The sequence below is a fragment of the Thioalkalivibrio sp. ARh3 genome, assembly GCF_000377265.1.
Lineage (GTDB): Bacteria > Pseudomonadota > Gammaproteobacteria > Ectothiorhodospirales > Ectothiorhodospiraceae > Thioalkalivibrio > Thioalkalivibrio thiocyanoxidans.
On sequence record NZ_KB897948.1, the window covers coordinates 351,520 to 372,101 of the forward strand.

Here is a 20,582-nt window from a genome sequence, read left to right on the forward strand (position 1 = left end):
CCGGGTGCGCCGGGCTCGCGGGATCGCTCGACAAGCCGTCGTCCACGTCACGAACAGGCCAAGCGAGTACCGCCATGAATTCGATCCTGCTGCGCATCTTTCCGTTCTTGAGCTGGCGCCCGACCAAGGGCACGATCAATGCGGATCTGATTGCCGGGATCTCCGTGGCCCTGGTACTGATCCCGCAGTCCATGGCCTATGCCCAGCTGGCCGGACTGCCGCCCGTCTACGGCCTGTATGCATCGCTGCTGCCGGTCATGGTCGCCGCCCTCTGGGGCTCCTCGCATCAGCTGGCCACCGGCCCCGTCGCAGTCGTCTCGTTGCTGACCGCATCGGCCCTGGTCCCGCTGGCCGCCGAAGGCTCCTCCGAGTTCATTGCCCTCGCGATCGCCCTGGCCCTGATCGTCGGGGTGATTCAGCTGGTCATGGGCCTGTTCAAGCTGGGCGCCCTCGTCAGTTTTATCTCCCATCCGGTGATCGTCGGCTTTACCAATGCGGCGGCCATCATCATCGGGCTCTCGCAGCTCAACAAGCTGCTTGGGGTGCCGATCGACACGTCGGGTCACTTCCTGCTGGGCCTGTGGGGCGTCGTGCTCGAACTGGGCAACACCCACTGGCCGACCCTCGCCTTCGGTCTGGGCGCGATCGCGATCATGGTCGGGATGAAGCGGGTCGCACCGAAGATCCCCGGCGTGCTGGTCGCGGTGGTCGTCACCATTCTGGTCTCCTGGCTGGTCGGCTACGAGCGCAAGGCCGACACAACACTGGACCAGATCGCCCCCGCCGAACTCGTCGAACTCGCCCAGCAGATCGAGGAGAAGCGCGGCCAGGTATCCGATCTGGATGACCGCGTGCGGGAACTCGAAATCGAGATCCAGGAAGCCGCCCGCGTCGACGCCCCGGCCCTGCGCTTCCAGCAGGAGCAGGCCGAGCTGGAGCGCGAGGAACTGCGCGCCGAACTTGCCCCGCTGCGCGAGGAACTGCGCAGCGTCACGCTGCGCCGACTCCCGGCCACCGACGATGAACCCGAGCGCTTCATTGCCGATGACCACCTGTCGGACGCCGAGCGGGCACGTGCCGAGCGCACTGCCTGGCGGATCGAGCGGGTAGATGGCGATGACGTCGCCCTGAATGGCGGTGGCGCGGTCGTCGGCAACGTACCTCAGGGCCTGCCGTCAATCAGCGCACCGGAGATGACCTTCGGCACCATTACCACACTGCTGACTACGGCCTTTGTTATCGCGCTGGTCGGCTTCACCGAGGCGATTGCGATCGCCAAGGCCATGGCGGCGCGGACCGGGCAGCGCCTGGACCCGAACAGGGAACTGATGGGCCAGGGCCTGGCCAACATCTCCGGCGGCTTTACCCAGGGCTATCCGGTGAGCGGGTCATTCTCGCGTTCGGCGGTCAATCTGAACTCGGGCGCACGCACGGGCATGGCGTCCGTCTTCACGGCCGTGATCATCGGGATCGCTCTGCTGTTCCTGACGCCCCTGATCTATCACCTGCCGCAGTCGGTGCTGGCTGCCATCATCATGATGGCCGTGGTAGGCCTGATTAATTTCAAGGCGATCAAGCATGCCTGGGTGGCCAACAAGCACGACGGGGCTGCGGCGATCGTCACCTTCGTCGCCACCCTGGCAATGGCCCCGAACCTCGACTACGGCATCCTGATGGGCGCCGGTCTGGCCATCGTGCTGTACCTGTACCGCACCATGCAGCCGCGCGTGTGCGAACTGGCCCGCTACGACGACGGGACGCTTCGCGAGGCACAGCGCTACGGGCTGGAGACCAACGAGAAGGTCGGGCTGATGCGCTTTGACGGCTCGCTGTACTTCGCCAACGTCCCCTACTTCGAGGATGCAGTGCTGGATCTGGTCGCGCGCAACCCGCAGGCCAGGTATCTGATCGTGGTCGGCAAGGGTATCAACGAGATCGACGCCTCCGGCGAGGAAGTCATCCATCAGCTGGTCCATCGCCTGAAGGCGCGGGGCATCACCCTGGTCTTCGCCGGCGTGAAGGCGCAGGTTATGGAGGTCATGCAGCGCACCGGCCTCGAGGACATCATCGGCAAGGACAACATCTTCAAGTCCACCGATCATGCGGTGAAGGAGATCTCCGAACGCGTGGGTGAACCGATCAAGTAATGCCAAGGGCCCGCGCCACGGACGGCGAAAAGGGCTGCACCCACCGGCGTCAGTCGCTACACTGGTCAGGTTACGAACCCAAGAGGAGTTGACCCGTGTCCCGAGACCAGATCGTTCGCTCGAGTCGCAACCCGTCGAGCACCGGCTCCATCAGCGAGACCATCTCGACCAACAAGGTCATCCGCCAGACCTACATGCTGCTGTCGGTGACGCTGGCGTTCAGCGCGGTGATGGCCTTCGTGGCGATGGCCGTGGGCGCCCCGGCGGTGCACTGGCTGGTCCTGCTGGCGGTCCTGATTGGCGGGCCGTTCGCCATCCATGCCGCGCGCAACTCCGCGCTCGGGCTGGTGCTGACCTTCGCCTTCACCGGCGTACTGGGCTTCTTCCTCGGCCCGATCCTCAGCATGTACCTGGGCCTGCCCAACGGGCCGCAGATCGTCGGCAATGCCTTTACCGCCACCGCGGTCGCCTTTGTTGCGCTGTCCGGCTATGCCCTGGCCACCAAGAAGGACTTCAGCTTCCTGGGTGGCTTCCTGGTGGTCGGCCTGATCGTCGCCCTGCTGGCGATCGTCGCCAACATCTTCCTGGCGATCCCGGCGCTGTCGCTGACCATCTCCGCGGCCGTGGTACTGCTGCTGTCGGCGGCGATCCTGTTCGACACCAGCCGTATGATCCACGACCCGGAGGCCAACTACATCATGATGACGGTCTCGCTGTACGCGAACCTCTACGTGATGTTCCTCCACCTGCTGAACCTGTTCCACGCCTTCATGGGTGACAACTAACAGCAGCGGCTGACAGGCAAGCGATTCGGGCCCCGCGATGCGGGGCCCTTTTGTTGGGAAACACGGATCAATGTACACGCTCGCGTTGGTACTCCAGGTTTTCCGAGGCAAGCCGCATCGTGCGGTCGGTAGTGATCCTATCCGCAAGCGTCGCAACACCGTTTCTCCTGGTAAACGCCATGACTGAACTGCGACACGGGGTATTTCTCGACCTGTCCACGGTGGATCGCGACGACCTGGACCTCACCCCCCTGCGCGAGGCCCTTCCCGAGTGGGACCTGCACCCGCGCACGGACCCCGACGAGATCAGCGCCCGCATTGCGAATGCCGAGGTAGTGGTCACCAACAAGGTTGTACTGGACGACTCGCTGCTGGCCGCGGCCTCGAACCTGAAGCTGGTCTGTGCCGCAGCCACCGGCACCAACAATATCGATGTCGCCGCCGCTCGCCGACTGGGCATCACCGTCAGCAATGCCCGCGACTATGCGACGGACTCCGTGGTACAGCATGTCTTTGCCCTGCTGCTGACGCTGGTCACGCGGCTGGACGACTACCGCGCCGATATCCGCGCCGGCCACTGGAGCGCGTCCGATCAGTTCTGTCTGCTGGATCACCCGATCCAGACCCTGGCGGGCATGCGTCTGGGCATCATCGGCCATGGCGTACTGGGCCAGGCCACGGCACGCGTCGCCCGGGCCTTCGGCATGCAGGTTCAGGTGGCCGCGAGCCTGCGCCCGGGATCACCCTCGTCTGCGGACGACGCGGATCGCATCCCGCTGCCGGAGCTCCTTGCGACCAGCGACGTGGTCAGCCTGCATTGCCCGTTGTCCCCCGAAACCCGCCACCTGATCGACGATGACGCGCTGCGGCGCATGCGTCCGGGGGCGATCCTGCTCAATACCGCGCGCGGTGGCCTGGTCGACCCCGAGGCCCTCGCACGCCATCTTCGGGCCGGAAGCCTGGGCGGTGCCGGCATCGACGTCCTGGAGCCCGAACCCCCGCCAGCGGACCACCCCCTGCTGGCAGCGGACATCCCGAACCTCGTGCTGACGCCGCATACCGCCTGGGCAGCCCGCAGTGCCCGCCAGCGCGTGATCGAGGAGACTGCGGCCAACATCCGCTCTTTCGCCAAGGGACAGCCCCGCCATGTCGTCAGCTGATCCATCCCGCACCGACCGCGAACTGATCGCACGGATCGAGGCGCTGGAGGTTCGCCTGGCCCATCAGGAGTACACCCAGGAAGAGCAGGCTCGCGTCCAGCACGAGCTCCAGCAGGACAACCAGGAGCTGCGCCGCCAGCTCCAGTGGCTCCGCGACCGACTGCGGGAACTCGAGGACCAGGGCGGCGGCCCCGGAGACGGCAACGAGCCGCCTCCGCCGCACTACTGACCGTGACCCTTCAAGTCCGCGCAGAACCGGGGCAGGAGCCCCGAGCCCGGGAGATCGACCATTACCTGCAAGTCGAGGGCTATCGTCACCTGGGCGAGGCGGCCCTGGTACTGGAGGTCGGCACGCACGGGCTGGCGCTGATCCGCGAGGAGAGTCGGCGCGCACTGCGTCTGCATCTGGACTTCGCCACCGGCCGTCAGGGGTATCGTCTGGCCCATAGCGGGCATCAGCGAGAGGGCCTGATCCGGGCCATGGGCAACATCCCGCGGGACAGCCATGTGGTGGACGCCACGGCCGGACTGGGTCGCGATACGCTGCTACTGGCCGCGCATGGCTTCCGCGTGGATGCCTGGGAGCGCCACCCGGTCATCTACCTGCTACTGGCGGATGCCCTGGAGCGCGCCGCCCGCGAGGAGGTGCTGGCACCCATCGTCGAGCGCATAACGCTGCACGTGGGCCTGGCCACGCCGGCGACCCTGAGCACCCAGCCCGTCGCCGCCGTATTCGATCCGATGTTCCCGGAGCGGGCCAAGCGCGCCGCGGTCAAGAAGGACATGCAGCTGACCCAGGCCCTGATGGAGGGCGACCCGGACCCCGACCCGGAAACCACGCTGCATAACCTGCGCGAGGCGGCCACGCGTCGGGTCATCGTGAAGCGCCCCCTGCATGCCCCTGCTCTGGGTCCCGACACGCCCCAGGGCAGCGTCAGGGGCAAGAGCGTACGCTTCGACATCTACGCACCTGCCGAGACACCCTGAGGCAGCCCCGCTGGGCCGCCCACGCCCCGCTCACCGATCAGGAACCACCCAGAATCAGCCGGTCGTCTCCGGAGAAGCGGTAATCCGGGATCGGCAGATTGCGCCGGGCATCCTGTCCGTCATAGACCCGCCCAGCCGCGTCATAGCGCCCCCCACGACAGCGATCGACGAACCCGCCGGACCAGTCCTCCGCCGCGTCCGGGTGCACCAGGTCCAGCTCGCAGCCGAGATCGGTGCTCTCGCCAATGACCACCAGCCACTCCGGCCGCAGGCTGCGCAACGGCAGTTCCAGCCCGTCCGGCTGCTGGCCGCGACGGGCACGCGGATCGACCAGTTCATCGTCATCACCCAGCGCCTGCTGCAGGGCCGGGTCCCGGTGCAGCACCAGGATGCGCCGACCGTCCCAGTCCAGCCGCTTGAGTTCGCCGGGGGCGATCGCATCCAGCTCCACGATGCGGCGCTCGGTCTCACCGCCCCCCAACATGGACAGCGCGTAGCTCGCCAGAATACCGGCGAATACGATCACACCGCCCAGCACCATCAGCTTCATCAGGACGCGGATCCGCATTCGGTTCAGGCTGTCGCCCGCAGGCTGCATCGTGACTTCTCCGCTTGAATTTGCTTTGCGCCTGGCCGGTGTACCTCTACACTACGCGCATGAATACGGCCAAACGCTCCGGAAGCCGCCACTACGTCGGCATCCACAATGACTTGTACGGCGGCATGACGCCGGTCGGCAATATTATCCGCGATGCCTGGGTATTCGGCTTCCTCCCGGAGACCGAGACCTGCGAGGGCTGGGATCTCGGACGCATCCAGCAACTGCACGACCAGGTCAACGCCGAGTGGGACAAGTACGACCTGCGCATCGCCAACCTCCCGCCCGAGCTGCGCGAGCGCCACGCGCGCATTCACGATGAAGCGATCGAGCGGGCCCGCGGGCATGGCTGGGTACCCGGGAAGGACTACGACAGCGAGATGGGCGACGACGCCTGATGCCGGGTACGGAGCCCGAGCCGATGATCCGCGCCCTGGTCGTGATCGCGGCCCTGCTCGCTGCCGTCGCGGTAGTGCTCGGTGCCTTCGGCGCGCACGCCCTGCAGGACCGGCTGTCCGAGCGCGCGCTGGCCACCTGGCAGACCGGCGTCCAGTATCACTTCATCCACGCCCTCGCCCTGCTCCTGCTGGCGGCGCTGTGGTCGCACCTGGCCACCGGCTGGGCCACCGCCAGCGCCGTGGCCTTCGTGCTCGGCATCCTGCTCTTTGCCGGCAGCCTCTACGCCCTGGCCCTGGGCGCCCCGCGCGTCCTGGGGGCCATCGCGCCACTGGGCGGCACCGCCTTTATCCTCGGCTGGCTGGGCCTGGCAATCGCCGCCTGGCGGGCATAGGAAGGTTTGCCCACGCCCGGAAGGCCAGTATCGCGTTCATCCGCTTTCCCTGACTTATACTGCCCGCGCCCAGAGGCAATAACCGAACCGAGAGACCCATGAGCCAGCCCTCCTTCGTCGTATTCGCCGAACAGACCCTCGACGAGATCTACAACTCCCTCAGCGACCAGGACGGTCTCGACGACCTGGACATCGACCTGATCGATGGTGTCCTGACCCTCGAGTTCGAGGACGGGGCGCAGATGATCCTGAACCGCCAGGAGGCCGCGCAGCAGATCTGGCTGTCCTCGCCCGAGGGGCCGGCCCACTTCGGCTACAACGAAGACGAGGATGCCTGGCTGGATGACCGCAACGGGGATGACCTGCACGAGACCCTCGCCCGCGTGATTGGACAGAAACTGGGCGTGCGTGTAGAACTCTAGTCCCGAGGCCCCGACCGGCCGTTGTCACCCTCCTCCGACGGCGCCTCCGGGGATCCCTCCTCGTCCAGCGCCCGCAGGTGGGCCTCCAGCTCCGCCAGCACCGGGTGCGGCCGATCCTCTTCCAGCGCATTGTCCAGTGCCCGGGTCGCCTCCAGCGCCTCGGGGTCGCCCCGAAGCGGCATGCGCGCGATGCCCAGTGCCAGCATCCGGAACTGGCGAAACACCAGGTAGCTGACGGTCGCGGTAATCAGCGCCGCCCACATCTGATCCTGGAACCACAACCAGACGGCAATACCGTAGCCACTGAAGGTCAGGACAAAAATCCCCAGCGCCACGCGATGGGCACGGGCCACAATGCCCTCCAGCACATCGCGATTGCGCACGACGAAATCACGTTCGAAATGCATTCAGTTCGGTCCTCGGCCGCCTAGGGAAACACTGATTCATGTACACGCTCGCGCTCGAGTCGCTTTTGCGTGCGAACAAGGAGCGGTGACTGCCGTGCAGTTATTCTGCACAAAGGAGCCGCAACGCCGTGCGCGCGCAAAAGAGGCCGAGCCCCTTGGGGTTGGCACCCCCGGTTCCCCGATCCTGCGTTGCGGCCCTTGCCGGTAGAACCACTACCGGCTGCGCACCGCGCCTTCTCTCGGAAAACCGGGGGTGCCAACGCGAGTGTGTACATGAATCAGTGTTTCCCTCACGGCTATGGTTGCTGGGCGCGCCAGCGTTCGAAGGTCGGATAGTCCTCATAGCCGCGCGTGAGCACATAGTCCATCACGTTGCGCAGCCGGTTCAGGTGCACCACCGAGTCGATGCGGATGATCTCCTCGCCCGCCTCGTCAAAGAAGATCAGCGTCGGCGCCCAGTGCACATCGAGCTCTGCCGCCCAGTCACGCGGGTTGGTCCGCTGACCGTCCGGGGTCAGCACCGGCGTGTCACTGTCCTCGGCATCCAGCTGGACGGCGTCCATCAGGGCGATGCGGTCCAGTACCTCGTCTTCCTGCAACGGCTCGGTGTGCAGGATATCGCAGGCGTGGCAGGCCTCGCGCTCGAAGAACACCACCAGGGGCCGTTGACCGGGGATCGCACTACGGTCCAGCGCATACGGCTCATTAACGAAGAAATCGCGCTCGTTGATGTCTTCCATGTCGAACTTGGGAGGCGGGTCGGCACGATCCAGGTAGTCGCGGAAACTCATCTCCCGGTCGTGACGCTCGGTCACGTAGTCGAGCAGCGCGCGGAAGCGATACGGCGGGTAATAGCCCCGCATCTGGTGGATACGCTCGCCTTCGGCATCGTAGAAGGCGATGGAAGGCGTGAAGTTAAGCCGTTGTTCGGAGGCATATTCGCGCTCAAACTTGACCTCGCCGTCCAGCCCGGTGACCTCGCGGCTGCCGAGCACGTCGATCGCCACCACGTCGAAGTTGTCCGACAGCTGTGCGCGAATGTCCTCTTTCTCGAAATTGACCTCGAACAGGGCCTCGCAGTACGGGCAGTCATCCATCCCGTAGTACACCGCCAGGCCCTGTTTGCCGCGCTCCACGGCGCGTTCCAGGTCCTCCGGCAGGTCGAGAAAGCTCAGTTCGAACCAGTCCGGGGTGTGCAGGCCGATGATGCGCGGCGCATCGTCGAAATCGAAACCCTCCTCGATCTCGGCCTGCGCCCACAGCGACCAGCAAAGCAGCAGCGCCAGCAGGCTGGCGATCGCGACCGGCTTTCCGATTGGTTTCACACCCACCTCGTCTGAATCAACCTACTGTTCAGACGGCGGTTTCAGCAGCGAGGTTCCACCGAGATAGGGACGCAGCCGCTCCGGGATCGCAATCGATCCGTCGGCCTGCTGGTGATTCTCGAGCAGCGCGACCAGGGCCCGGCCCACCGCGACGCCGGACCCGTTGATGGTATGCACCAGCTCGGGCTTGCTGCCTGCTTCCGGGCGGAAGCGCGCCTGCATGCGCCGCGCCTGGAAGGCCTCGAAATTGGAGCACGAGGAGATCTCGCGGTAGGCCTGCTGGCCCGGCAGCCAGACCTCCAGGTCATAGGTGCGCGCGGCCGCAAAGCCCATGTCGCCCGTGCTCAGCAGCACCACGCGGTAGGGCAGCTCCAGCGCCTGCAGCACCGCCTCCGCGTGCCCGAGCAGCTCTTCCAGGGCCGCGTCGGACTGTTCCGGATGCACCACCTGCACCAGCTCCACCTTCTCGAACTGGTGCTGACGGATCAGGCCGCGTACGTCACGCCCGTAGCTGCCCGCCTCCGAGCGGAAGCACGGGGTGTGGGCGGTCATCTTCAGCGGCAGCGCGCCGGCCTCGAGGATCTGCTCGCGCACCAGGTTGGTCAGCGTGACCTCGGCGGTCGGGATCAGCCGGAAACGCTGGTCGCAGTCCACCGAGAACAGGTCCTCGTCGAACTTGGGCAGCTGGCCCGTCCCCTCCAGCGACTCCGGGTTCGCCAGGTAGGGGACATAGGTTTCCTGGTAGCCATGCTGCTGGGTGTGCAGGTCGAGCATGAACTGGGTCAGCGCCCGGTGCAGACGCGCCATGTCGCCGCGCATCACCACAAAGCGGGAGCCGGCCACGCGTACCGCCGCCTCGAAATCCAGCCAGCCACCGGGCAGGCCCAGGTCCACATGATCCCGGGGCGTGAAGTCGAATTCGCGCGGGGTGCCCTCGCGGCGCAGTTCGACGTTCGCCTCCTCGTCCTTGCCAACGGGCACGTCCTTCTGCGGCAGGTTCGGGACGCGCATCAGCAGCGCGTCCAGCTCCTGCTGCACGGCATGCAGGTCGGCCTCGCACTGCTTGAGTTCGTCGCCCAGACGACCGACCTCGGCCTTCAGGGGCTCGATGTCCTCGCCCCGCGCCTTGGCCTGTCCGATCCCCTTGGAGCGGGTGTTGCGCTCGTTCTGGAGTTCCTGGGTGCGAACCTGAAGCGCCTTGCGCCGCGCTTCCAGCGACTCGAAGCGCTCGCGGTCGAGCTCGAAGCCGCGACTGGCCAGCGCGGCCACGGTCGCGTCCAGGTCCTGGCGCAGACTGCGAATATCCAGCATGTCGGTAATCCGTTCACAAACGACCGGGAAGTCTACGGTCGCGGCCACGCCCCGTCCATGGCCGGGCCGTCAGGCCCGCTCGGCCTCAGCCGCGCGATGCAGCGGCATTCCAGCGACGCCCCTGCGCACTGCCCAGCCACACGCCCGCCAGCCACAGCACCAGGGATACGGACACATACAGCGCCGCACGTCCGGGATCGCCCATCTCCAGCAACCACAGGCTCTCCAGGCTGAACACCGAAAACGTCGTAAAGCCCCCGCAGAAGCCGGCCAGGACAAACTGGCGGGTCACCGGATCGGCGGGCCGGCACCCCTCCGGGGCACTGATCACGGCGTAAAGCCCGATCAGCCAGGACCCGGCCACATTCACCGCCAGCGTATCCCAGGGAAACCCGGCCCCCATCAGGTGCAGCCCGGTCCACGACAGGGCATAGCGCGCCATGCTGCCCAATGCGGCGCCCAGGGCGACGAACGCGGACAGGCGCAGCGAGTACCCCGTCATCCCGCGCCACCCGCGGCACGGCCCAGGACATGGCCGACAAACACCAGCGTCAGCCCACCGCCCAGTGTCAGCAGGACGTAGGCGATCGCCGGGCGCCAGCCGTCGCGTTCCGCAACACCCACCGTCTGCAGGCTGAACGAGGAGACCGTGGTGAAACTGCCGAGCACCCCCACCACCAGCAACAACCAGAGCCAGGGCGCTCCGGAGGGGTCCGCCACCAGCCCGAGCGCCACGCCGATCAGCAGCGCGCCCGAGGCGTTCACGGCCAGCGTCCCCCACGGGAAACGGCCTCCGGTGCGGTTATCAATCCACTGCGACAGCCAGAAGCGCGCCAGCCCTCCCAGCGCGCCCCCAGCCCCCACCAGCACAAGGCCCTCCCACCAGACGATCATGGCGGCATTGTCTGTGCCCGCAGTCGGCCTGTCGAGCCATTGCATTCGGCGCACCGATTCACCGCCCTCCACGGATCTGTTCAAATGCCATTGGGCCATGCTTCGGCACACGCTGGTGCGCCTGTTCATCGACAAGCCCTGACACATCGTCTTTCCCGGCGCATGATTAGGACAACCGGAAGCAATGCACAGCCGCCACCCATCAGGGATTCACATGAGCGATCGCGAATCAGACCGCGACTGGCACAGCCGGGGCGTCGATCAGACCCTGGATGCCCTTGGCGCCAACGCTGACGGCCTGAATAGCGAAACCGCCCACCAGCGGCTCGAAGAACACGGGTACAACCGGCTGCCCCAGCCGCCACGCCGTGGACCGCTGATGCGCTTTCTGGGGCAGTTTCACAACATACTGATCTACGTACTGATCGCCGCAGCCGTTGGCACAGCGCTCCTTGGTCACTGGCTGGATACCGGCGTAATCCTCGGGGTGGTGCTGATCAATGCCACCATCGGCCACATCCAGGAGGGCAAGGCCGAAAAGGCCCTCGAAGCCATCCGCGGGATGCTCTCGCCCCAGGCACAGGTGCTGCGCGACGGACAACGCCGCAGCATCCCCGCCGAGAAGCTCGTCCCCGGCGATATCGTCTATCTGCAGGCCGGAGACCGAGTCCCGGCTGATCTGCGCTTGATCGGGGCGCACAATATGCGGGTCGACGAGGCCACGCTGACCGGCGAGTCGATCGCCAGCGACAAACAGACCGACCCCGTGGACAGCGACACCGATCTTGGCGACCGTCGGTCCATGGCCTACTCCGGGACCCTGGTCGCCTCCGGCCAGGGGCGCGGCGTAGTGGTGGCCACGGGCGCCAATACCGAGATCGGCCACATCTCCACCCTGCTCGGCGAGGTCGAGAGCGTTACCACCCCGCTGCTTCAGCAGATCGCCCAGTTTGGCCGCTGGTTGTCGGTCGCGATTGGAGTACTGGCCTCACTTACCTTTGCATTCGGGTTCTGGGTGCGCGACTACGACCTGGTGGAGACCTTCCTCGCCGCCGCCAGCCTGGCAGTGGCGGCGATCCCGGAGGGCCTTCCGGCGATCATGACCATCACCCTGGCAATCGGGGTGCAGCGCATGGCTGCCCGTCACGCGATCATCCGCCGCCTGCCGGCGGTGGAGACCCTCGGCTCGGTTACCACCATCTGCTCGGACAAGACCGGCACCCTCACCCGTAACGAGATGACGGTAAAGAGCATCATCACCACCCAGGCGGAGTACGAACTGGGCGGGGTGGGCTACGAGCCGCACGGCGGGATCAGCCGCGACGGCCAGGAGGCCGCCCCGGAGACCGATCCCCTGCTGGCCGAGGTGTTGCACGGCATCCTTCTGTGCAACGACGCCGAGGTCTACCGGAAGGACGACACGTGGACCATGGAGGGCGACCCCACCGAAGGCGCCCTGATCACCGCGGCGATGAAGGGCGGGCTGGAGCCGAAGCTCGTGAACAAGGAATTTGTGCGCGACGACGTGATCCCGTTTGAATCGTCCTACAAGTTCATGGCCACCCTGCACCACGATCATGAGGGGCACGCCTTCCTCTTCCTCAAGGGCGCGCCGGAACGCGTACTGGCGCTGTGCAGCCACCAGCGCACCAACGATGAGGATGAACCGCTGGACACCGAACACTGGCAGCAGTGGATGGATGATGTCGCCTCCCGCGGTCAGCGCCTGCTCGCTCTCGCTACCCGGCGCATGGAAGGGCACTGCCGAGAACTCGAGTTCGGCGACATCGAGAACGGAGGGCTCACCCTGGTCGCTGTCTGCGGAATCATCGACCCGCCGCGCGAAGAGGCGATCGAAGCGGTAGCCCACTGTCAGGGGGCCGGCATCCGCGTGAAGATGATCACCGGCGATCACGGCGTCACCGCCCGGGCGATCGCCGACGAACTGGGCATCAGCACCGAAGGCGGTGTGGTGGTTGGCCACGAACTGGACGACACCTCGGACGATGACCTCAAGGCGATGGTCCAGCGCGTCGACGTATTTGCCCGCACCACACCGGAGCACAAGCTGCGGCTCGTTCGCGCGATTCAGAGCCACGGCGACGTGGTGGCAATGACCGGTGACGGCGTAAACGACACCCCTGCACTCAAACGCGCCGATGTTGGCGTGGCCATGGGGCTGAAGGGCACCGAGGCCGCACGCGAGGCCTCCGCAATGGTGCTGGCCGACGACAACTTCGTCTCCATCGCCAATGCGGTCGAAGAAGGCCGCACGGTCTATGACAACCTGAAAAAGGCGATCATGTTCCTGCTGCCCAGCAACGGGGGACTGGCCTTTACGATCGTCGCTGCCATTTTGCTGGGTCTGACCCTGCCGCTAACCCCGGTGCAGGTCCTGTGGGTCAACATGGTCAGTGCGGTTACCCTCGGCCTGGCGCTGGCCTTCGAACCGACCGAGCCGGGCGTGATGCAACGCCCTCCTCGCCCGCCCAATACGCCTATCTTGTCCGGCTTCCTGCTCTGGCGCGTCAGTTTCGTGTCCACCCTGCTGGTCGCCGGCGCCTTTGGCCACTTCCTGTGGCTGGAGCAGCAGGGGGCGGAACACGAGTTCGCCCGTACGGTGGCCATCAACACCCTGGTCATGGGGCAGCTGTTCTTCATGCTTACCAGCCGCTCTCTTCTGGCGCCCGCTCTCAGCCATGCAAGCCTCGTCGCCAGCCGGCCGGCCCTGATCGCAATCGGGATCCTGATCGTACTCCAGAGCCTCTTTACCTATGCCCCGCCACTGCAACTCCTGTTCGGCACCACCGCCATCGGACCGCAAGAGTGGCTGCGCATCCTCGCGTTCGGCCTGATCCTGTTCACTCTGGTCGAGCTCGAAAAAACGGTGCTGCGACGCCGTGGTTTCAACCCCCACCAGTAGACGGCCGCCGGGCTGGCTCCAGGCCTGATCGCGGTGTCCGGCTTGTTCAGCCACCTGACGGTGCGGATGTTCCGGGGCCGCACACGCGTCATTACTGTCAGGCCGCCCGTGACGAAAGCCCAGACTTTGCAATCCGCCTCCTGTTCTACTTCCGACCCCCGTGGGTTTGAGGGCCGCTTTACCCTATTATCCGGGGAGTAGCAGTAAACGCCCCGGCGGTCAGTCAACAGCCCCAAGAGTGATCAAGACGATGATCGAGACGCAGTGGCTGATCCCTCTCCTCCCCTTTCTCTCGGCGTTACTGGTCCATTTGTCTGGTGCCCGGCTGGGCAAGCGCGTCGCGCAGCTGAGTGTCGGCATCAACCTGGTCGTGGTGCTGGTGGCTGCATTCCAGCTGACCGCCTACATCGTCAGCGACACAGGGCCCCAATGGGCGGCCCTCGCCGGCGGTTTGGGCAGCCTGCAGATCGACCCGCTGAGCGCGATCATGGCACTGGTGGTCGCCGGCATCAGCCTGGTGGTCCACATCTACTCGATCCGCTACATGATCGAGGAGCCGGGCTACGCCCGCTTTTTCATGCTGCTGGACCTGATGACCGGCTCGATCCTGCTGATGGTCATGGCCGGCGATCTGATCACCCTGCTGGTGGCCTGGCACCTGATCGGCGTCTTCCTCTATTTCCTGCTGGCGCACAACACCGAACCCGTCAACGCGCAGCGCTACGCGTTCTGGACGTTCATTACCTATCGCCTGGGGGACCTGCCGCTGGTACTGGCCGCGATGGTGCTGTTCCAGGCCTACGGGGCGCTGGACTTCCCCACCCTGTTCGCCCGCATCGAAGCGACGCCGGATGCCCGTACGTTCCTGGACCTGCCGGTCGCCGGAACCGTGGCCTTCCTGGTGGCGCTGGCGGCGTTTGCCAAATCCGCTCAGTTTCCGTTGCACACCTGGCTGCCCTATTCCATGGAGGGACCGACACCGGTTTCGGCATTGATGCACGCGGGTATCGTCAACGCCGGCGGCATCATCATCAATCGCTTCGCGCCGGTATTCGTCCACAGCAGCGAGGTCCTGCATCTGCTGTTCATCGTGGGCCTGTTCACGGCGGTACTCGGTTCGATGCTGATGCTCGCGCAGAACGACATCAAGAAGTCGCTGGGCTATTCCACCGTGGGTCAGATGGGCTTCATGATCATGGAGACCGGTGCGGGTGCGTTCGCGCTGGCGATCTTCCACCTGATTGCCCACGGCCTGTTCAAGGGAACCCTGTTCCTCGGTGCCGGCAAGGTGATTGGCGCCGCGCGCAAACACGACGGCGTGCCCAACGATCCCCTCTACGACTTTCTGGTCGAACGCAAGTCGGCCCCGGCCCGACTGCCGTGGCTGTTGATCGGGGCTGCGATGCTGATCGTGCCGCTGGTGATTCTGGTGCTGGCACACTACTGGGTGGCCCCGGACTTTTTCCAGAAACAGGGCGCGATCGTGCTCCTGTTCTTTGGCTGGATCACGGGCGTCCAGGTGCTGTTCGCCACGCACCGGCTGGATACCGGCAATCCCTTGCGCATGATGGCCCTGATCGTCCTGTCATTCGCGGTGATCGTGGTCGGCTACAGCTTTGTCGGGCACAGCTTCGAGGGCTTCCTGTATCCGGATGCCGAGTTCCGCGAAGCGCTTTATACCGCGGCAGGCATCGATCAGATCACCTTCGGTGTGCTGATCGCGCTGCTGGCGCTGGTCATGGTGGCCGGGTGGCTGGGCGCCTATCTGACCCATGTCCGCCGCCAGCGGGTCGACAGGGAACATGGACGAACCTGGCTGACGCTGTACTCGCTGTTCTCCCGCGAGTTCTACGTCGCCGAGCTCTACACTCGCATGACGGTCTCGCTGCTGGCGCTGTCCCGGCGCCTGAATCTCTGGCTGAGGTGGGGTTGAGATGTCCGCTCTGCTGATCCTCGTCGCGGCATTCTTCCTGCCACTGTTCCCGATGAGCCTGGCGTTCAATGCGCTGGCTGCGCGCATCACCAACACCTACGTGCAGGTGGCGCTTTTCGTGGCCTGGCCGCAGTTCGGCGTGGCACTGATCCTGTGGGGTGATATCGCACCATTCGCTGGAGTGCTTGTCGTCTGGGCGACCCTGAGTGCGATTTTGTACGCCTTTCGCCTGTTGACCATCCGCGACGTCGGGCGCTGGGCGGCCTTGCTGGCCAGCTCCACCTGGCCCCTGGTGTGGCTGTTCGCCTTGCAGCTGCCGGCTGAAACGGACGTGATCGGCTTCGCCCTCGCGATGACAGCCGCCCCGTTGCTGATGCTCCTGGTACGCGATGCGCTTTCTCGACGGCTGGAGACCGCCTATACCGGACTGCATGGCGGACTGGCGCGGGATCTCCCCCGCCTGTCGGGCATGATCGTGGTAGCCACGCTCTGCGCAATGGCCCTGCCACTGTTCCCCGGCTTCTTCGCTCTGCTGACGCTGCTGGGTGGTGCCACACCCGGGGCTGCCCTCGGGGTCCTGCTGACCTGGCTGCTGTGGAGCTGGGCAGGAGCGCGACTGCTGCAAGGAACGGTGTTCGGCCCGCGCAGTGGTGACATCGCCAAGGACCTGCCGGCCACATCGATATGGGCCTTCGCCGGACTGGTGGCATTGCTGGTGGTATCCGGACTGCTGTGGACTGGAGGTGTCCCGTGAAGCTGACCCTCGGACGCAAGCTCAAGATCCGCTCGATGGTGCACATGGCGGCCGAGCCGATTCCCAACTTCTGGCCCATGCGCACCTTCATCCATCACAACCCGCTCCACGGGCTGGAGGACTTGCCGTTCCCGGACGCGATCCGGCGCGGTGAAGAGCTGTTCCACGGGAGGGGATTCCTGCCCCGAGCCGACTACCAGCGATTGTTCCGCGAGGGCCGCGTGGACCGCGACACCCTCGAGGCGCGCGTCGATGCCGCTCTTGAGAGCCACCCGGCCCTTAGGGCGATCGGCGGGCTCGACCTGCTCTGCACGCTGCTGACCGAATGCCATGATCCGGTCATCACGCCGCGCACGCTCGCCGATGCCGACGATGTGGCGGCCGCCCTGAACGGTCGCGAACGCACACCCTCTGCGACGGATACCGGGATCCTCGCCAAACGGCTGCACGCCGCGTTTCCGGCTATGCGGCCGCTCTACGAGGCGCTCGATTCGCTGTGCGGCACACGTATCGGGCCCACGCTGGACGAACAACTGATCAGGATCTGCCTGGACTACTTCGACGAAGGTCAGTCGGCATGGCAGATGCCCGGCCGCGAACAAGGCCTGTTCGCCGCGTGGAAGACTGTCGTCCATCACCACCCGCGCCTGTTCCTGCGCGGCCAGCACACTCACAAAATCCTGGCGGAGTGTGACAGTCCCGAGGCGATCATCGCCCATGTCCTGGACGAGATCGGGATCCCCGAAGAGGCCTGGCCCGATCTGATCGTTCACGAACTGACTCGCCTGCACGGCTGGGCCGGCTTCATCCGCTGGCGCTCGACGGCAAGCCACTATCACTGGGCACGCGAACATCCGGCCGACCTGATTGATTTCCTGGCCATCCGCCTGGTGCTCGCGCTGTCGCTGATCCGCGAACATGGCCATCGGCACAAGTTGCCCGGTGACCGCAAGGCGCTCGAGGCCTTCCTGACCGAGCGACCCGGCGAGGCCTACCTGCGCCACGAACTGTTCACCGGAGCCGTACTGCCGACTCAGGCCGAGCTTGTCGAAGACGTCATCGCGCGTGGCAGGCCGGCCGAGATCGCCCGGCAACTGGACCATTACCTGCCGGCCAAACGCCGCGCGGAAAGCCGCGACCAGGCCCGCGCGCTTCACGCCCTGGCGTCGCTCGCCGGGAACCCCTCGCTGTTTGACGGGCTCGAGCGCGGACAGCTTCACGCCGTGCTGGAACAGCTTGGCGAGTTCGAGCGGCACGAGGGTATGGTCTGGCTGGAGGCCATGGAGGCGACCTACCGCCGCAGCGTTCTGTCCGGCCTGCGACTCGACCCGCCCGCGCCGCGCGAAAAACGCCCGTTCGCGCAGTTGCTGTTCTGCATCGACGTGCGTTCCGAACGTGTCCGGCGTCAACTCGAGACCATCGGCGACTACCAGACCTACGGCATTGCCGGCTTCTTCGGGGTACCGGTGAGCTTCATCGCGCTCGGCAAGGGCAGCGAGGATCACCTCTGCCCGGTCGTGGTCACACCGAAAAACCTCGTGCTGGAGGTGACCACGGGCGCCGAGCAACTGGACCTGGACCTGTACTCCTCGGCGGAATACCTGCTGCACGACCTGAAGCACTCCGTGCTGTCGCCGTATTTCACCGTCGAGGCCATTGGTCTGCTGTTCGGATTCGACATGATTGGCAAGACCGTCGCGCCGGCGACCTACCACCGATGGCGTGACAAGATCGAGTCGGATCAGCCCTCGACCCGCCTGATGGTCGACAAACTTACCCGTGAACAGGCGGATTCGGTGGTTCGCGCCCAGCAGCGGGTCATCATCGTCCAGGCGATTCATCAGCAGTTCGACATCGAGCGCGAAGCGATCACCGACTCCATGATCCGCGAGTTGCGCGAGACGGCAATGGGAAACAGCAGCGAACAGACCGTCTTCGCCCGCGAATTCGGCCTGAGCGAGAGTGCGGAGTCGGAGTTCATCGCGACCTTGCGGAACGACTATCGGATCAACCGTTCCTATGCCCATATGCAGCTCGAGCGACTGGGACGAATCGGCTTTTCCCTCGAAGAGCAGGCCTACTTTGTCGCCCAGGCGCTCCGCTCCATCGGCCTGACCGAACAGTTCTCGCGTTTCATCATCCTCACGGGGCACGGCAGCCAGTCGGACAACAACCCCTACGAATCGGCCCTGGACTGCGGCGCCTGCGGCGGCAGCCACGGTATCGTCAGCGCGCGAGTGCTCGCACACATGGGCAACAAGCCCGAGGTTCGCCGGCGGCTGCGGACCCAGGGCATCGACATCCCCGATGACGCCTGGTTTCTGCCCGCCATGCACAACACCACATCCGACGAGATCCGGCTGCATGACCTCGACCTGCTGCCGGCCAGCCACCTGGTCTATCTCGAGCGCCTGCGCAACGGCCTCCGCGCCGCCACGCGCCGAACGGCACGCGAGCGGCTGCAGACCCTGGAACCGGATCTCGAGGACGCCCCCGATACCATAACGGCCGCTCGGCGGGCACGACGCAACACGGTCGACTGGGCCCAGGTGCGCCCCGAATGGGGTCTGGCACGCAATGCGGGCTTCATCATCGGCCGGCGACACCTGACCGCGGCGAGCGACCTGCAGGGCCGCACGTTCCTGCATTCCTACGACTATCGCGTCGACCCCAAAGGCCGACTGCTGGAAAGCATTCTGACCGGCCCGCTGATCGTCGCCCAGTGGATCAACATGGAGCACTATTTCTCGGCGGTCGACAACGAACGCTACGGCTCCGGCAGCAAGGCCTACCATAACGTCGCCTGTCGCGTCGGGGTCATGACCGGCAACCTCTCGGACCTGCGCACCGGCCTGCCCGCCCAGACCGTACTCTACGACGGGCTGCCCTACCACGACCCGATCCGGTTGCTGGCCCTGATCGAGGCCCCGCTCTCCCATGCGCGCCGGGCCATTGAAAACGTGCCCAAGGTCCGGAGCCTGATTGCGAATGGCTGGGTACTGTGCGTCATCCTCGACCCGGAAACCGACCGGCTGTACCGATTCGTCGACGGCGACTGGTGCGAGGAACCCCCGCCCCGTTCCACACAAGATGCGGCCGACCGACCTGCCGTGGAGGAAAACCGCGCATGAACGACCTGAATCTCAAATCACTGAAGAAGATCGAGATCATTCTCGAAGGCGAACACCAGGCGTTTGCCACCGATCTGCTGGATCGGGCGGGCGTCAAGGGCTACACCATCATCGGCAATCTCTCCGGCAAGGGTAGCCAGGGCTTCCACTCGGGGCACCTGATGTTCAACGAGGACGAAGTCCTGATCATGATCATCGCGGCGATCCCCGAAGAACTGGTCGAACCGATCCTCGAAGGGTTCACGCCCTTCTTCAACCAGCACAGCGGTGTTGTCTTCATCTCCGACATCCAGGTCAGCCGCCTGGTGAAGTTCAAGGGCTGAGATCGAGCGCCTTGCCTTGAGCACACGGGTCGGCGACCACCACGGACGCCCCCTCACGACCGTGGTAGCCGAACATCACCTCCTCAGTGCCCATGGAGCCGGTTTTCGCCCGTGCGCTCAATGCCGCACTTCTCGTCCAGTGCAGAGTTGTCGTCCGCGTCGACGGGCATCGTGAGCGGACCCTCTCCCGGGACCCCAAGCAGCGTGGCAATGACCACCGTGGGCTCATCCCGGCTGGGGTTGTAGGCCGTGTGCACACTGTCCCCGGGATCGACCAGGGCCATGCCGGGTTCAAGCTCGCGCCTTACACAGTCCTCCGCGAACATGAATACGAATTCACCTTCCGTGACCATGATGAGTACCGTCCCCGGATGGGTATGCCAGGGAAACACGGCCCCCGGCTGGATGGTGAACTCGAATACGCTGACATTCGATGCGTCTTCAATGTCGAAGGTCTTCCTGGGCAAACCGTCGAGCTCCTGCGTGATCTGCATCGAGACTTCGCCGCTAAAGGCGTGACGTTCGGTCAATGGCTTGGCCGTGATCGGATCGGGGTCCGCGTGTGCCAGTGGCGTGGCCAGGAGCACCAGCAGCGTAAACGCCGTGAGGGATATGGCGGCTCTGGTCCTGGCAAGGAATCCGGGATTGTTCATGACATTCTCCTTTGGGTCTGTTTGGGGCGAGCACTCCCC

20 protein-coding genes are annotated in these 20,582 nt (G+C 65.5%); 13 read left to right on the plus strand and 7 right to left on the minus strand.

Translation table 11 applies throughout. The features are described from left to right. Nucleotides 1-74: 74 nt before the first annotated feature. The 5 genes from C995_RS0106505 (at nucleotide 75) to C995_RS0106525 (ending at nucleotide 5,079) form a co-directional block, all read left to right on the plus strand. A complete protein-coding gene (locus C995_RS0106505) occupies nucleotides 75-2,147 on the plus strand; it encodes a SulP family inorganic anion transporter (RefSeq protein WP_018864155.1) in 2,073 nt (690 codons plus the stop codon). A gap of 95 nt (nucleotides 2,148-2,242) precedes the next feature. After that, entirely contained in the window at nucleotides 2,243-2,932 is a 690-nt protein-coding gene (locus C995_RS0106510) for a Bax inhibitor-1/YccA family protein (RefSeq protein ID WP_018139182.1), read from the plus strand. A 179-nt stretch (nucleotides 2,933-3,111) separates the two neighbouring features. Then, the gene (locus C995_RS0106515) at nucleotides 3,112-4,092 is read left to right on the plus strand and encodes a D-2-hydroxyacid dehydrogenase (protein WP_018864156.1); all 981 of its coding nucleotides are present in this window, start codon (nucleotides 3,112-3,114) and stop codon (nucleotides 4,090-4,092) included. Next, entirely contained in the window at nucleotides 4,079-4,321 is a 243-nt protein-coding gene (locus tag C995_RS0106520) for a SlyX family protein (protein WP_018861853.1), read from the plus strand. The genes C995_RS0106515 and C995_RS0106520 overlap by 14 nt, the downstream gene beginning before the upstream one ends. A 2-nt stretch (nucleotides 4,322-4,323) precedes the next feature. Continuing rightward, complete coding sequence (locus tag C995_RS0106525; protein WP_018864158.1) at nucleotides 4,324-5,079, plus strand: class I SAM-dependent methyltransferase; 756 nt, start codon at nucleotides 4,324-4,326, stop codon at nucleotides 5,077-5,079. A gap of 37 nt (nucleotides 5,080-5,116) precedes the next feature. Here C995_RS0106525 and C995_RS0106530 read toward each other — a convergent pair whose 3' ends face one another. Further along, nucleotides 5,117-5,677, minus strand: coding sequence for a hypothetical protein (locus tag C995_RS0106530; RefSeq protein ID WP_018864159.1), 561 nt, complete (start codon nucleotides 5,675-5,677; stop codon nucleotides 5,117-5,119). Between the two features lie 125 nt (nucleotides 5,678-5,802). Here C995_RS0106530 and C995_RS0106535 point away from each other — a divergent pair, with 125 nt between their 5' ends. From C995_RS0106535 to cyaY, 3 genes are all read left to right on the plus strand, one after another. Next, nucleotides 5,803-6,075: a hypothetical protein gene (locus C995_RS0106535; protein ID WP_369771648.1), complete on the plus strand. Its 273-nt coding sequence runs from the start codon at nucleotides 5,803-5,805 to the stop codon at nucleotides 6,073-6,075. Continuing rightward, entirely contained in the window at nucleotides 6,075-6,467 is a 393-nt protein-coding gene (locus C995_RS0106540) for a DUF423 domain-containing protein (RefSeq protein ID WP_018864161.1), read from the plus strand. Before C995_RS0106535 ends, C995_RS0106540 begins: the two co-directional genes overlap by 1 nt. A 98-nt stretch (nucleotides 6,468-6,565) precedes the next feature. Next, a complete protein-coding gene (cyaY, locus tag C995_RS0106545) occupies nucleotides 6,566-6,889 on the plus strand; it encodes an iron donor protein CyaY (protein WP_018864162.1) in 324 nt (107 codons plus the stop codon). On the opposite strand, the gene C995_RS0106550 is transcribed toward cyaY, so the two are convergent. From C995_RS0106550 to crcB (C995_RS0106570), 5 genes are all read right to left on the minus strand, one after another. Next, complete coding sequence (locus C995_RS0106550; RefSeq protein ID WP_018864163.1) at nucleotides 6,886-7,296, minus strand: hypothetical protein; 411 nt, start codon at nucleotides 7,294-7,296, stop codon at nucleotides 6,886-6,888. The two genes, cyaY and C995_RS0106550, sit on opposite strands and share 4 nt — an antisense overlap. A gap of 296 nt (nucleotides 7,297-7,592) precedes the next feature. After that, nucleotides 7,593-8,621: a thioredoxin fold domain-containing protein gene (locus C995_RS0106555; protein ID WP_018864164.1), complete on the minus strand. Its 1,029-nt coding sequence runs from the start codon at nucleotides 8,619-8,621 to the stop codon at nucleotides 7,593-7,595. Nucleotides 8,622-8,642: 21 nt separating this feature from the next. After that, nucleotides 8,643-9,932 carry a serine--tRNA ligase gene (serS, locus tag C995_RS0106560; RefSeq protein WP_018864165.1) on the minus strand — a complete coding sequence of 430 codons (1,290 nt, stop codon included), beginning with the start codon at nucleotides 9,930-9,932 and terminating at the stop codon, nucleotides 8,643-8,645. Between the two features lie 85 nt (nucleotides 9,933-10,017). Then, nucleotides 10,018-10,434 (minus strand): fluoride efflux transporter CrcB, encoded by a 417-nt coding sequence (crcB, locus tag C995_RS0106565; RefSeq protein WP_018864166.1) that lies wholly within the window; start codon nucleotides 10,432-10,434, stop codon nucleotides 10,018-10,020. After that, nucleotides 10,431-10,871, minus strand: coding sequence for a fluoride efflux transporter CrcB (gene crcB, locus C995_RS0106570; protein ID WP_018864167.1), 441 nt, complete (start codon nucleotides 10,869-10,871; stop codon nucleotides 10,431-10,433). Before crcB (C995_RS0106570) ends, crcB (C995_RS0106565) begins: the two co-directional genes overlap by 4 nt. Nucleotides 10,872-11,040: 169 nt before the next feature. Between crcB (C995_RS0106570) and C995_RS0106575 the strand changes: the two genes are divergently transcribed. The 5 genes from C995_RS0106575 to C995_RS0106595 all read left to right on the plus strand — a co-directional run bounded on the left by C995_RS0106575 (nucleotide 11,041) and on the right by C995_RS0106595 (nucleotide 19,890). Next, nucleotides 11,041-13,749 carry a cation-transporting P-type ATPase gene (locus C995_RS0106575; RefSeq protein ID WP_018864168.1) on the plus strand — a complete coding sequence of 903 codons (2,709 nt, stop codon included), beginning with the start codon at nucleotides 11,041-11,043 and terminating at the stop codon, nucleotides 13,747-13,749. A 250-nt stretch (nucleotides 13,750-13,999) separates the two neighbouring features. Continuing rightward, nucleotides 14,000-15,682 (plus strand): NADH-quinone oxidoreductase subunit L, encoded by a 1,683-nt coding sequence (locus C995_RS0106580; RefSeq protein ID WP_026278990.1) that lies wholly within the window; start codon nucleotides 14,000-14,002, stop codon nucleotides 15,680-15,682. Between the two features lies 1 nt (nucleotide 15,683). After that, a complete protein-coding gene (locus C995_RS0106585; protein WP_018864170.1) occupies nucleotides 15,684-16,436 on the plus strand; it encodes a hypothetical protein in 753 nt (250 codons plus the stop codon). Then, complete coding sequence (locus C995_RS0106590; protein ID WP_018864171.1) at nucleotides 16,433-19,567, plus strand: DUF2309 domain-containing protein; 3,135 nt, start codon at nucleotides 16,433-16,435, stop codon at nucleotides 19,565-19,567. The genes C995_RS0106585 and C995_RS0106590 overlap by 4 nt, the downstream gene beginning before the upstream one ends. Further along, nucleotides 19,564-19,890, plus strand: coding sequence for a P-II family nitrogen regulator (locus C995_RS0106595; RefSeq protein ID WP_018174440.1), 327 nt, complete (start codon nucleotides 19,564-19,566; stop codon nucleotides 19,888-19,890). The genes C995_RS0106590 and C995_RS0106595 overlap by 4 nt, the downstream gene beginning before the upstream one ends. A gap of 83 nt (nucleotides 19,891-19,973) precedes the next feature. Here the strand turns inward: C995_RS0106595 and C995_RS0106600 are convergent, their stop codons facing one another. Continuing rightward, complete coding sequence (locus tag C995_RS0106600) at nucleotides 19,974-20,543, minus strand: cupin domain-containing protein (RefSeq protein WP_018864172.1); 570 nt, start codon at nucleotides 20,541-20,543, stop codon at nucleotides 19,974-19,976. Nucleotides 20,544-20,582: the final 39 nt, after the last annotated feature.